Raw genomic sequence first — 13,073 nt, 5'->3', positions numbered from 1 at the left:
TTCACGAATCCGTCAGCACTTCAACCAAAGGAGCTCGAAAGTGCCTACTCTCCAACGTGATGTCGCCATCGTCGGCGCCGGCCCGTCCGGCCTGGCCGCAGCCACCGCGCTGCGCAAGGCGGGGCTGTCCGTCGCGGTCCTGGAGGCGCGCGACCGCGTCGGAGGTCGGACCTGGACCGACACCATCGACGGCGCGATGCTGGAGATCGGCGGCCAGTGGGTCTCCCCCGACCAGACGACGCTCATCTCCCTGCTCGACGAACTCGGACTCGAGACGTTCGACCGGTACCGCGAGGGTGAATCCGTCTACATCTCGGCCGCCGGCGAACGCACCCGCTACACCGGCGAATCCTTCCCCGTCGACGAGACGACCCGCAAGGAGATGGACCGGCTGATCCAGATCCTCGACGACCTCGCCGCGCAGGTCGGCGCCGAGGAGCCCTGGGCGCACCCGCTGGCCCGCGAACTGGACACGATCTCGTTCAAGCACTGGCTGATCGAGCAGTCCGACGACGCCGAGGCCCGCGACAACATCGGCCTGTTCATCGCAGGCGGCATGCTGACCAAGCCCGCTCACTCGTTCTCGGCGCTGCAGGCGGTGCTGATGGCCGCGTCCGCCGGATCGTTCTCGCACCTGGTGGACGAGGACTTCATCCTCGACAAGCGCGTCATCGGCGGCATGCAGCAGGTGTCGATCCGGATGGCCGCCGCCCTCGGCGACGACGTCTTCCTGAACGCGCCGGTGCGCACCGTCCAGTGGAGCGAGGACGGCGCAGTCGTGCTGGCGGACGGGGACATTCGTGTGGAGGCGGCCCGCGTCGTGCTCGCCGTCCCGCCGAACCTGTACTCCCGCATCTCCTACGACCCGCCGCTGCCGCGCCGCCAGCACCAGATGCACCAGCACCAGTCGCTGGGACTCGTCATCAAGGTGCACGCCGTGTACGAGACCCCGTTCTGGCGTGAGGACGGCCTTGCAGGCACCGGATTCGGCGCGTCCGAGGTCGTCCAGGAGGTGTACGACAACACCAACCACGGGGACAGCCGGGGAACCCTCGTCGCGTTCGTGTCGGACGAGAAGGCCGACGCGATGTTCGAACTGAGCGAAGAGGAGCGTCGCGCCACCATCCTCGGTTCGCTCGCCCGCTACCTCGGACCGAAGGCCGCCGAGCCGGTCGTCTACTACGAGTCCGACTGGGGCTCCGAGGAATGGACCCGGGGCGCGTACGCCGCGAGCTTCGACCTCGGTGGCCTGCACCGGTACGGGAAGGACACGCGGACGCCGGTCGGACCGTTCCACTTCTCCTGCTCGGACATCGCCGCCGAGGGCTACCAGCACGTGGACGGCGCCGTGCGGATGGGTCAGCGCACCGCCGCGGACATCGTCGCCCGCCTCGGAAAGTAGTCCCATCCGATCATCGCCCGGCAGTCACGACTGCCGGGCGATGATCGCGAGCAGCAGTTCGGCGCGCACCCGCGCCACGTCCAGCCGGCAGTCGATCAACGACTCGATGCGCGCCATGCGGCTGCGCAGGGTGTGCCGGTGCACGCCCATCGCCGCGGCCGCCGACTCCCAGTGCCCGTTCGCCTCGAGGAACGCCCGCAGCGATCCCAGCAGTTCCGTGCCGTTGGTGCGGTCGTAGTCGTCGATCGGCGCGATCATCGTGTCCGCCAGCGAGTTCAGCACCTCCCGCGTCGAGCTGAAGGCGAGCAGCGCGCTACCGGTCAGCGCCGCGAACTCCAACGGCTCTGCCCCCGCCTCGGCGGCCGACGCGGCGAGCTGGGACTGCTCGATCGCCGCCACCAGACCGGCGACCTCCCGCTTCCCGCTCAGCCCCGCACGGATCGCCTTCCGCGCCGGCCCGGACAGTCCGCGCAGCATCGCCCGCGCGAAGTCCACGTCGTCGGTTCCCCGCAGCAGAACCGTGACCCGCGTGTCGTGACGGCGCGAGAAGAGCTGCCGCCCGGCCTTGTTCATGGCGACCGCGACCGCCGACTCCACCCGTTCCGCGAGCGCCGGTGTCTCGGCCACGACCGTGAGTCCGCGGACCATCCCGTCCGCGTCCGCGGCGTGCCGGATCTGCGACCAGGCGGGCGCGAGGTCGCGGTCCTCGGTGAGCAGCAGGCCGAGGGCGTGCGAGTTGAGCCGGTTCTGTGCGGTCCGGAGCCGCACCGGCTTCTCGAAATCCAAGGCGAGCAACGAGTTCGCGTGACCGAGCAGGATCTGGTCGACGTGGCTGAGAGCGGTGGGGCTGATCACGGCGAGGTGTCCGTGCGGTGTGCTGCCGACGCTGATCTGCTGCACGGTGATCGACGCACCCGACCGTGCCAGCGACACGCTGCTCGACGCCCCGCCGGTACCCGCCTCCAGCACTTCCCGCAGTTCCCCGATCACATCCTCCGCGGGCTGCGCCGGATGAGACTCCAGCACCCGGCCGGACAGGTCGAGGAGCAGGACTGTGGCCGACGTGGCGACGGCCAGCTCGCGGACGGTGGCGCCGGTGCCGCCCTGGATGACGGCGCGGGTCATCCGCGGTTGGGCCCGGGACGCGCGCAGCACCGCCTCGTACTCCTGCTCCGCGAGTCGGTTCATGACCCTCTTGACCACGGCCGCGAACGGTGTCGGCAACGGCACCTCGAGCAGCGGCAGCCCGATCTCGTCGGCGACGGCCACCAGGTCCTCGGGGACCTCCGGATGCGAGAGACCGGTGCCGAACCCCACTGCCGCCACCCCGGCTTCACCGAGGCCGCGCAGGTATCGGGCCCGGTCGGCGGCGGTCAGCGGAAGCCGGATGCCGGTGGTGAGGAGCAATTCGCCGCCGGAGAGCCACCGGAAGGGGTCTTGCAGTTCGGTGGTGTGGGCGAACGTGATCTCGTTCCCGAGACCGGCGGCGCCACCCTTCAGCTCGAGAGCCAGGTCCGGCTGGGACAACATCCAGCGAACGGGAACGGTCATGTCGGCTCCTGCGCATTGCGGTCGGGTCCGTGCCACCCCGATCAGTCGGGATCGGGATAGCGCTGGACAAGTTGGCCAGCGGAGCACGGACGACTACTCCATTGTGTCAGACGTCGACCCTCGGGCGACGCCGAAACCCAACCTTAACGAATCGAGTTCGTTTGACCCCTTGCGTACGGGGCGCGCCCTCCGCATACTTAACGAATCCCATTCGCTAAGTGACCCACGTCTCACGCGGGCGCCACCCGAGACACGGAGTTGTCGTTGACCCACCCCAGGATTCCCACGTGACCGCCGCCGTCCGCGTCCCACTGACACTCGGCCGCGGTATCGCCACGTTCAGCGTCTTCGTCGTCGGCTACATCACGGCCAATCTGATCCCGCTCATGATCATCGCGATGGTGGACGATCTCGGCATCACCCAGACCGTCGCCGGCGCCGTCCTCACCGGCTCCCTGCTGGCCACCGCGCTCGTCTGCCTCGCGACCACCCGGTGGGCGGCGGGCCGCTCGCGCCACCTGCTCGGCCGCGTCAGCCTCGTCGTGATGGCTGCGGGATTCGCCGTCGCCGCCACCGTCCACTCGGCCCCGATCGCGTGTGTCGCGATCATCGTCGGCGGGATCGGTGCCGGCGGCGCGGTCGCGGTCGGCGGGGCGGCCCTGGCCGCGCTGAACAATCCGAACCGGGTGTCCGGGATCAACGGGCTCGTCAACCGCACCGCGGTCACCGGGATACTGGCACTGATCCCGATCCTCGGCCTGCACATGACCAATGCGTTCGGGATCGTCGCGGTACTGGCGCTGGCGACGGTGTTCACGATCAGCTGGCTGCCGTCCGCCCCCGCCGTCGAGGACGACTCGGCGAGCACCGCGCACACGGCGACCCCGTTGCCCGAGGGCGTCACCGAGAAGAAACTGGCCGTCGCCGGCTTCACCCTGCTCGTGCTCTTCGCGATCTGGGCGATCGGCGAGGACTCGCTGTGGGCGGTGTCCGGCATCATGGGCGCCGAACACGCCGCCCTGACGGAACAGCAGATGGGCCTGGCCCTCAGCCTCTCCACCGCGGGCGGCATCGGCGCCGCCCTCGTCCTGACCGCGCTCGGGTCACGCCTCGGACGCACCGTCCCCACCGCCGTGCTCCTCGTGCTCGGCGCCGCCCTCAAACTGGGCTCGTGCCTGGCCACCGATTCGACGACGTATCTGGTGCTCATCATCGCCTGGAACACGGTGTACGCCGCGGCCTTCATCTACGTCGTCGCCATCGCGGCCGCGCTGGACTCGTCCGGCCGCTGGTCCGCCCCGCTCCTCGGGACGTATCTGGTGGGGTCCGCATTCGCCCCGCTCTTCGGCACCCTCGTGACCGGCGCAGTCGGCTACGTCGCGTTCGGCTTCGTCCTGGCGGGCATCAGCCTCGTCCTGCTCGTGCCGATCGTGTCGATCGCTCGCCTGTCGACGCGCACCGAGCGCGCGTCCGCGTCACCCGGACAGGATCCCACTGCCCGGTACACCACTTCGGTCGTCGTCTGACGGAAAGAGAGAACACCATGAACACCGACACGACGACCCATTACCGCGGCGGCCGGATCTTCACCGCCGCCGAACCCGCCTGGGCCGAGTCGATGATCGTCCAGGGCGATCGCCTCACCTACGTCGGCGACACCGCGACCGCCGACACGCTGTCCGGCGACGCCCGCGTCGTCGAACTCGGCGGGGCCTTCGTCCTGCCCGGCTTCATCGACGCCCACACCCACCTGCTGATGATGGGCCAGGCCCTCCAGAAGGTGGACCTGCAGAGCGCCGCCGATCTGAACGACATCCAGGACCGCATCCGACGGTTCGCCGCCGAGAACCCGGACGCACCCCGGCTCCTGGGACGCAGCTGGCTGTTTTCGGCACTCGACGGGCACCCGCCGACGCGGCAGATGATCGACGCCGCCGAGGCCGACCGTCCCGTGTACCTCGATTCCAACGATGTGCACTCGGCGTGGGTGAACACGGCCGCGCTCCGCGAACTCGGCATCGACGCGGACACTCCCGACCCGATCGGCGGCCGGATCGAGCGCGATCCCGTCACCGGCGAGGCCACCGGCATGCTCTACGAGACGGCGGTGACCCAGATCGTGTGGCCCGCCCTCGCGAAGCTGGTCAGCGACACCGAGCGGGACGTCGCCCTCGCGGCAGCGTTCGAGCAGTATCTCGCGGACGGCGTCACCGGGGCGGTCGACATGGCGCTCGGCGCGGACGAGGTCGAGGCGCTCGAACGTGCACTGGCCACCGGCGGGGACACGCTGCCGCTCCGGGTGGCCGGGCACTGGCTGATCGAACGAACCGATTCGGACGAGGAGAACGTCCGCCAGGTGCACGAGGCGGTGGAGCACCAGAGACGACTGCAGGGTCCGTGGCTGCGGATGGCCGGGATCAAGATCATCATCGACGGCGTCATCGACAGCTGCACCGCGGCGATGAAGGAACCGTACTCGGACGGCACGAACGCCGAACCGATCTGGGATCTCGCCTCGCTGGCACCGGTGGTCGTCGCGGCGGATGCCGCCGGCCTCCAGGTGGCCCTGCACGCGATCGGCGACGAGGCGTCGGAGATCGCGCTTGCCGCGCTCGAACAGGCGATCGCCGCCAACGGGATTCGCCCGCGCCGGCACCGGATGGAGCACCTGGAGACGATCACGAAGGACAACGTGCAGCGGCTTGCGCGCCTCGGCGTCGTCGCGTCGATGCAGCCGGTCCATGCCGATCCGGCGATCCAGGACAATTGGCGGGCGATGCTGGGCGACCATCGGGTCGAGCGGGCGTTCCCGTGGCCCGAGATGACCGCCGCGGGCGCCGTCCTCGCGCTGGGGTCCGACGCCCCCACGGCGCCGCATCCCCCGCTGCCCAACATGTACATCGCGACGACGCGCAAGTCCGCGATCGATCCGGCGCTCGCACCGAACCTGCCCGAGTACGCACTGCCGATGGCGGACGCGCTCGCGCACGCCACCCGCGACGCCGCCTACTCGTGCCGCTGGGACGATCTCACCGGTCAACTGGTGGCGGGCAAGGCCGCCGACTTCGTGGTCCTCGACGGGGATCCGTTCACCGCCGGCGCCGATTCCCTGCTCACCGCGCGGGTGCAGCTGACCGTGGTGGCCGGCTCGGTGCGCCACGAGGCGGAGGTGGCAGGCAGCCACCCGGGGTAGCCGACCCGGTCAGTCCCGTTCGGCTGCGGCGTCTTCCGTGACGCCGCAGCCGATCTGTTCACAGAACCCCAGCATCGCCGTGCGCGCGGTCTCGACGGTGATGAGACTGTTTCCCCCGACGATGTGCAGCCCGTACGCGTCTTCGAGGGCCACCAGATTCATTGCCGCCTGGTCGATGTCGCCGCGCACGGCGAACTCCCCCGCCGCGTGCCCGTCGCCGAGGATGGCGCGGTACGTCGCGAGCTGCCGCAGATACATCTTCTGGACCAGTTCGTCGTGCAGCGCCGAAGTGCCTGTCATGAAATCGAATTCGTACAGCAGCCGCATCAGGGTGTCGTCGGGACCGCTCGGCAGCCCGGCGTCGATGGCCGTCCGCAGCTTGGCGGCGTACGACGACTGCGCGGCCACCGCCTCGTCGCGCAGGTCGCAATAGCGCTCGGTGCCCGCCCGGTGGGCCTCGACGAGAAGCGAATCCAGATCGTCGAAATAGTAGAGCAGCGCGCCGCGCGTCAGGCCCGCGCGTTTCGCGACATCGGTCAGGGACAGCGACCTGAGCCCGTGCGCGGATCCCGCCTGGAGTGTCGCCTCGATGAGCTCGGAACGCCGCTGTTTCTGAGTGTTCGGTCGCGCCATGCCGTTGACACTAGCCGACGTGATCTGTGACACTCGGCCCAGTTGTTTGACGGAACCGTCAAAAAACTATTTCGCCCCTCTCCCTCCCCGAACGGACAGCTCATGGACCAGACCGCCCGGCCACCCACCGCCACTCCCCCCGCCGCACCCGGCACCTACGAGGCCTCGCTCTCCCGGAGCATCGGCGTCGGCGGAAACATCCTGATCACCCTGTCGTCGATCTCGCCGGCGTCGAGCGTCTTCATCCTCGGCGGCTCGGCGCTCGCCCTGTTCGGCACCGGCGTGTGCTGGGCATTCCTCATCGCCGGCATCGTGAGCATTCTCATCGCCTTCTGCTACGCCGAACTCGCCTCCGCGTATCCCGTTGCCGGCGGCGACTACTCGCTCGTGTCGCGGGCACTCGGACCGGCCTTCGGCGTCGCCACGTTCTTCATCAGTCTCATCTCCCTGCCGCTGATCATCGCCGTCTTCGCCCTCGGGGTCGCCGACTACCTGGGCGTCGCGATCCACGGCCTGTCCCCGCAGCAGACCGCGCTCGTCGTGGTCGTGATCACCACCGTGACCGCATGTTTCGACATCCGCACCAACGCGTGGCTCACCGGGGTCTTCCTGGGCGTCGAGATGGCGGCGCTGGCTCTGCTCACCGTCCTCGGTTTCGTCCACATGGAACGGCCACTGACCAGCCTCCTCAGCCCGGAGGTTCTCGATCCGAGCACCGGCAACCTCGCACCACTGGCGATCTCCGGACTGATGCTGGCCGTCACCCAGGGGATCTTCGCGTACAACGGGTACGGCGGCGCCGTCTACTTCGCCGAGGAGACCAAGAACGCCGCCCGCTCGATCGCGAAGGCAGTGATCTGGAGCGCCGTCATCACCGTCGCCACCGAACTCGTCCCGCTCATCGCGATCCTGGTGGGCGCCCGCTCGCAGACCGAACTCTTCGGTTCCAGCCTTCCCGTCGAGGCATTCCTCACCGAACGCGCCGGTCACGCCGTCGCCATGGTGGTCCTGCTCTCGATCGCCCTCGCCGTGATCAACGCGATCATCGCGATCACGCTGCAGGCAGGCAGGCTTCTCTACGCCGCCGCTCGGGATCGCGCTCTCCCGGAGACCGTCGCCGCGCCGCTGCAGACCGTCAGCACCAAGGGCCGCGTCCCCGTCCTCGCCACCGTCGTGATGGGCGCCATCGCGTTCGCCGCGTGCTTCGTCCCGTTGGACGTCCTGCTCACCGCCACCGGGTCGACCCTGACGTTCACGTACCTGTTCATCGCGCTGGCCGCGATCAACCACCGCCGCGGCGGCACCACCCGAACCGGCTACCGCATGCCGTTGTGGCCGCTGGCCCCGGGAATCTGCATCGCCGCGCTCGGCCTCGTCTTCGTCGTCACGCTGCTCGACCCGGAGCAGTGGCTCAGCCTCGGCATCTCCCTCGGACTCGTCACCGCCGGCTTCGTCTACTTCGCCCTGTACCTGCGACCGCGCAAGAACACCCACCTGCTGTTGCTGAACGCCGCCCCCGAGGAGAACTGCTGATGCTCGACCTGCTTCTGACCAACGGCGTCGTGCGCACGTTCGACACCACCGGCCGGGCCGAGGCCGTCGGCATCGCGGACGGCCGGATCCGGTACGTCGGAACCACCGAGGACGCCCCCGCCGCCCGGCGCACCATCGACCTGCACGGCCGGTTGCTCACCCCCGGCATCATCGACAGCCACAACCACCTGCTCCTCGGATTCGATCCCGACGCCGTGAGTCTCGAAGGCGCACCCGACCTCACCGAGGTCCGGCGACGGATCGGCGCGCACGCGGCCGCCCGCCCCGACCTCGACTGGATCTGCGCCGAGAACGCCGTCTACTCCGTGGTGACCGGGCGCCGCCCGAACGCCGCCGACCTGCGCGGCCTCACGGACCGTCCGGTCTTCATCACCACCTACGACCAGCACTCGGTGTGGCTGAACGACGCCGCGCTGCGGGTCCTCGGAATCGACCGCGGCACCCACATTCCCTGGGGGCGGCCGGAATTCGATGATGACGGTGTCCCCACCGGCTGGGTCACGGACTTCTACACCAGCGCGATGACGCGGGCCGGTCTGGCCGGTCTGCAACGCGACATCCCGATGTACTCCCCCGACCGCCGCTATCGGCGCATCACGTCCAGTCTGGAGATGGCGACCGCGAGCGGCATCACCACCGTCGTCGAACCGCAGGTCCCGCTGGCCGAACTCGATCTGATGTACCGGGCCCGCGCCGAGGGACGGATGAACTCGCGGGTGATCACCGCCCTGTTCCACCCGGTCGGCGCCGACGCCGCGTTCCGCCGGGACCTGCGGGAGGCCGTCGACGGCGCACCCGTCGACGACATGCTCCGGCTCGGACCGGTGAAGCTGTACGCCGACGACGTGATCGAACCGCATACCGCGGCCATGCTGTCCGACTACGCGAACCGGCCGGGGCACCGCGGCGCGCCCAGCCTGCCGCCGCAGGAGTTCACCGCGATGCTCACCGAACTCGACCGCCTCGGCTTCCAGACACACACCCACGCCACCGGCGACTGGGGTATCCGCCTGGCGCTCGACTCGATCGAGCACGCCGGCCGCGTGAACGGGACGGCCGACCGGCGGCACGGCATCGTCCACGTCGAATGCCTCCACCCCGAGGACCTTCCCCGGTTCCGGAAGCTCGGCGTGGTCGCGGCGATGCAGCCGCGGCACTGCTCGCCGGACCTCGTCGCGGGAACGTGGATGGAGAACGTCGGCGAGGACCGGTGGGAGCGGGCGTGGCGGTTCCGCTCGCTCGCCGAGTCGGGGGCGGCGCTGGCGTTCTCGAGCGACTGGCAGGTCGGGGAGATGGATCCGCTCGTCGGCCTGTACTCGGCCCTGACCCGCTCGGGCCTGGACGGCCGGACCGACTGGACTCCGCGCGAACGGATGGACCTGGATTCGGCGTTGCGGGCGTACACCCGGGGCGGCGCGTGGGCGTGGCACGCCGAGGACGAGCTCGGAGTGATTCGTCCGGGTGCCCGCGCCGACCTGGTCGTCTGGTCGGCGGACCTCTACACGCTCGAGCCCGGGCAACTGCTGGACCAGCGGGCCGACCTCACCCTCGTCGGCGGCGCGATCGTGCACGACGCCGCCTCCGCGAGCGCCGTTCCGGACGTGCCGTTCGCCGGCTCCGGCGCGGCCGGCCACACCTGCTCGCACGGGTGACTCCGGATTGGACAACTCGGCGCGGCGGGGGGCGCGTCTTTCACCATTTTGTCAGCTGCCCCTGGCTTGTGAGGCAGCGCACACTTGTTTTCAGATGCTCTGCAACTCCGGACCCCGGTCGGACTGTTCGACCGACGGTCCGTTCCGAACCACGAGTTTCGACCCCACGAGAGGAACCGGTACGAATGTCGATCGACGTACTCGAGAACTACATCAACGGTGAGTTCGTCGCCTCATCCGCGACGGAGACGCTGGACTTGATCAACCCCGTGGACGAGAGCGTCGTCGGGCGTGCGCCCGTCTCCACCAAGGCCGACGTGGACGCCGCTGTCGAGGCAGCCGAGCGGGCCTTCGTCTCGTGGGGCAAGACCACCCCGAGCGTGCGCCAGACCGCGTTGCTGAAGCTCGCCGACGCGATCGAGGCACACAGCGACGAACTCGTCGAGGCGGAGTGCCGCAACACCGGGCAGCCCAAGCAGGTCATCGCCGACGAAGAGATCAAGGTGGGCGCCGATCAGCTCCGCTTCTTCGCGGGTGCGGCCCGGATGCTCGAAGGCAAGGCCGCCGGCGAGTACATGGACGGCTTCACGTCCTACGTGCGCCGCGAGCCGATCGGTGTCGTCGGTCAGGTCACCCCGTGGAACTACCCGTTCATGATGGCGCTGTGGAAGATCGGCCCCGCGCTCGCGGCAGGCAACACGATCGTGCTCAAGCCCAGCGACACCACCCCGAACAGCACACTCGTCCTGGCCCGGCTGACCAAGGGGATCCTGCCGGACGGCGTCTTCAACGTCGTCCTCGGCAACGGTGAGACCGGCGCCACCCTCGTGGAGAACCCGGCCCTCGGACTGGTGTCGATCACCGGATCCGTTCGCGCCGGTATCGCCGTCGCGGTCTCCGCCGCACGCCAGCTCAAGCGCGCCCACCTCGAACTGGGCGGCAAGGCACCCGCCATCGTCTTCGGTGACGTCGACATCGAGAAGACCGCGAGCGGCATCGCCGAGGCTGCCTTCTTCAACGGCGGCCAGGACTGCACCGCCGCCACCCGCGTCCTCGTCCACGAGTCCATCCACGACCAGCTCGTCGACGCGCTCGTCCGCAAGGCCGAGACGCTCAACCCCGGCCTGCCGGACGACCCGGACACGTTCTACGGCCCGCTCAACAACGTCAACCATTTCAACGCGGTCAGTTCGAAGATCGCCGCGCTCCCCACCTCGGCCAAGATCGTCACCGGCGGAAAGCGTTCGGGAGAGCAGGGATTCTTCTTCGAACCCACCGTGATCACCGGCGTCGACCAGCGCGACGACATCGTGCAGGAGGAGACGTTCGGTCCCATCCTCACCGTGCAGAGCTTCTCCGACGAGAAGGAGGCCGTCACCCTCGCCAACGACGTCCGGTACGGTCTGGCGTCGAGTGTGTGGACCAACGATCACGGCGTCACGCAACGGCTCTCGGCCGCACTCGATTTCGGTGCCGTCTGGATCAACTGCCACATCCCGCTCGTCGCCGAGATGCCGCACGGCGGATTCAAGTACTCCGGCTACGGCAAGGACCTCTCCGGCTACGGCGTCGAGGACTACACCCGCATCAAGCACGTCATGAGCTCCAACGACTGACGTCGCCCACCCCCTACCCATCCACGTCACGACCCTGAGGACTGCACCATCATGAACGACATCCAGTACCGGCTGCCGCAGAAGCGCGCCCTGGTCACCGAGCTCCCCGGCCCGAAGTCGGCGGCCCTCACCGCACGCCGCCGCGCCACCGTGGCCGCGGGCGTCGGCTCCAGCGTCCCCGTGTACGCGGCGGATGCCGACGGTGGTGTGGTCGTCGACGTCGACGGCAACTCCCTGATCGACCTCGGCTCGGGCATCGCGGTCACCAGCGTGGGCGCGTCCGATCCGGCTGTCGCCGAGGCGGTTCGGGAGCAGGTCGGGCACTTCACCCACACCTGTTTCATGGTCACCCCGTACGAGGGCTATGTCCGCGTGGCGGAGGAGCTCGCCGCCCTCACCCCGGGCGACCACGAGAAGCGCACCGTCCTGTTCAACTCGGGCGCGGAGGCGGTGGAGAACGCGATCAAGGTCGCTCGCCTCGCCACCGGCCGCGACGCCGTCGTCGCGTTCGACCACGCCTACCACGGTCGGACGAACCTGACGATGGCCCTCACCGCCAAGTCGATGCCCTACAAGGCTCACTTCGGTCCGTTCGCGCCCGAGGTGTACCGGCTCCCCATGTCCTACCCCTACCGGGACCAGGACGGACTGACCGGCGAGCAGGCCGCCCAGCGCGCCATCAGCCAGATGGAGAAGCAGATCGGCGCCGATTCACTCGCGGCGATCATCATCGAACCGATCCAGGGCGAGGGCGGATTCATCGTTCCCGCCGAGGGATTCCTCCCCACCCTGGTGAACTGGGCCCGCGCCAACGGCGTCGTGTTCATCGCCGACGAGGTGCAGACCGGGTTCTCCCGCACCGGCGCCTGGTTCGCCTGCGAGCACGAGGAGATCGTCCCGGACATCATCACGATGGCCAAGGGCATGGCGGGCGGCATGCCGCTGTCCGCGATCACGGGCCGCGCCGAACTCCTCGACAAGGTGCACCCTGGCGGTCTGGGTGGCACGTACGGCGGCAACCCCGTCGCGTGTGCCGCCGCACTCGCCGCGATCGACAGCATGCGGAAGTTCGACCTGCCCGCTCGCGCACAGCACATCGGCGACCTGGCCCTGCCGCGGCTGAAGGCCCTGGCCGCCGACGTCGGCGTCATCGGTGACGTGCGTGGACGCGGCGCGATGCTCGCGATGGAGTTCGTCAAGCCCGGCACCGACGAGCCGGACGCCGAACTGACGAAGGCGATTGCCGCACATGCGCTCGAACAAGGTGTCATTCTGCTGACGTGCGGTACCTACGGAAACGTCATCCGACTGCTTCCGCCGCTGGTGATCAGCGACGACCTGCTCGACGACGCCCTGACCGTCATCGAGCAGATCGTGCGCTCGCTCGTCTGACCCGTGCGCCTTTTCGGTAGCCACCGCTACCGAAAAGGCGCACGAGCACGAAGTGCCCACCCCACGACCAGAGGAGACAC

General features: G+C 69.2%; 9 protein-coding genes. 7 read left to right on the top strand and 2 right to left on the bottom strand.

Going from position 1 to position 13,073, the window contains the following annotated elements; genetic code table 11:
• The first annotated feature begins 40 nt into the window (after nucleotides 1-40).
• The gene (locus tag ACLIVD_RS09800) at nucleotides 41-1,402 is read left to right on the top strand and encodes a flavin monoamine oxidase family protein (protein WP_283354734.1); all 1,362 of its coding nucleotides are present in this window, start codon (nucleotides 41-43) and stop codon (nucleotides 1,400-1,402) included.
• A gap of 24 nt (nucleotides 1,403-1,426) precedes the next feature.
• Here the strand turns inward: ACLIVD_RS09800 and ACLIVD_RS09795 are convergent, their stop codons facing one another.
• A complete protein-coding gene (locus tag ACLIVD_RS09795; RefSeq protein WP_005259923.1) occupies nucleotides 1,427-2,953 on the bottom strand; it encodes a PucR family transcriptional regulator in 1,527 nt (508 codons plus the stop codon).
• A gap of 287 nt (nucleotides 2,954-3,240) precedes the next feature.
• On the opposite strand from ACLIVD_RS09795, the gene ACLIVD_RS09790 reads away from it, so the two are divergent.
• Nucleotides 3,241-4,479, top strand: a complete 1,239-nt coding sequence (locus ACLIVD_RS09790) for an MFS transporter (protein WP_491932374.1) — start codon at nucleotides 3,241-3,243, stop codon at nucleotides 4,477-4,479.
• Between the two features lie 17 nt (nucleotides 4,480-4,496).
• Nucleotides 4,497-6,146: an amidohydrolase gene (locus tag ACLIVD_RS09785; RefSeq protein WP_317567975.1), complete on the top strand. Its 1,650-nt coding sequence runs from the start codon at nucleotides 4,497-4,499 to the stop codon at nucleotides 6,144-6,146.
• Nucleotides 6,147-6,155: 9 nt separating this feature from the next.
• Here ACLIVD_RS09785 and ACLIVD_RS09780 read toward each other — a convergent pair whose 3' ends face one another.
• Nucleotides 6,156-6,779 (bottom strand): TetR/AcrR family transcriptional regulator, encoded by a 624-nt coding sequence (locus ACLIVD_RS09780; protein WP_241961817.1) that lies wholly within the window; start codon nucleotides 6,777-6,779, stop codon nucleotides 6,156-6,158.
• A gap of 102 nt (nucleotides 6,780-6,881) precedes the next feature.
• Here ACLIVD_RS09780 and ACLIVD_RS09775 point away from each other — a divergent pair, with 102 nt between their 5' ends.
• The 4 genes from ACLIVD_RS09775 to gabT all read left to right on the top strand — a co-directional run bounded on the left by ACLIVD_RS09775 (nucleotide 6,882) and on the right by gabT (nucleotide 12,993).
• The gene (locus ACLIVD_RS09775) at nucleotides 6,882-8,312 is read left to right on the top strand and encodes an APC family permease (RefSeq protein WP_491932373.1); all 1,431 of its coding nucleotides are present in this window, start codon (nucleotides 6,882-6,884) and stop codon (nucleotides 8,310-8,312) included.
• Nucleotides 8,312-9,985 carry an amidohydrolase gene (locus tag ACLIVD_RS09770; protein ID WP_491932372.1) on the top strand — a complete coding sequence of 558 codons (1,674 nt, stop codon included), beginning with the start codon at nucleotides 8,312-8,314 and terminating at the stop codon, nucleotides 9,983-9,985. The genes ACLIVD_RS09775 and ACLIVD_RS09770 overlap by 1 nt, the downstream gene beginning before the upstream one ends.
• Nucleotides 9,986-10,170: 185 nt before the next feature.
• Nucleotides 10,171-11,601: a gamma-aminobutyraldehyde dehydrogenase gene (locus tag ACLIVD_RS09765; RefSeq protein ID WP_283331530.1), complete on the top strand. Its 1,431-nt coding sequence runs from the start codon at nucleotides 10,171-10,173 to the stop codon at nucleotides 11,599-11,601.
• Between the two features lie 51 nt (nucleotides 11,602-11,652).
• Complete coding sequence (gene gabT, locus ACLIVD_RS09760; RefSeq protein WP_005238605.1) at nucleotides 11,653-12,993, top strand: 4-aminobutyrate--2-oxoglutarate transaminase; 1,341 nt, start codon at nucleotides 11,653-11,655, stop codon at nucleotides 12,991-12,993.
• Nucleotides 12,994-13,073 lie beyond the last annotated feature (80 nt).

It is taken from the genome of Rhodococcus sp. G6(2025), from assembly GCF_058628105.1.
The sequence above is the reverse complement of the archived record's forward strand: the minus strand, read 5'-3'. Positions and strand labels throughout refer to the sequence as shown.

Coding starts and splice junctions, on each gene's coding strand:
- ACLIVD_RS09795 (WP_005259923.1), bottom strand. CDS start 2,953: ATGACCGTTCCCGTTCGCTGGATGTTGTCCCAGCCGGACCTGGCTCTC.
- ACLIVD_RS09785 (WP_317567975.1), top strand. CDS start 4,497: ATGAACACCGACACGACGACCCATTACCGCGGCGGCCGGATCTTCACC.
- ACLIVD_RS09780 (WP_241961817.1), bottom strand. CDS start 6,779: ATGGCGCGACCGAACACTCAGAAACAGCGGCGTTCCGAGCTCATCGAG.
- ACLIVD_RS09775 (WP_491932373.1), top strand. CDS start 6,882: ATGGACCAGACCGCCCGGCCACCCACCGCCACTCCCCCCGCCGCACCC.
- ACLIVD_RS09770 (WP_491932372.1), top strand. CDS start 8,312: ATGCTCGACCTGCTTCTGACCAACGGCGTCGTGCGCACGTTCGACACC.
- ACLIVD_RS09765 (WP_283331530.1), top strand. CDS start 10,171: ATGTCGATCGACGTACTCGAGAACTACATCAACGGTGAGTTCGTCGCC.
- gabT (WP_005238605.1), top strand. CDS start 11,653: ATGAACGACATCCAGTACCGGCTGCCGCAGAAGCGCGCCCTGGTCACC.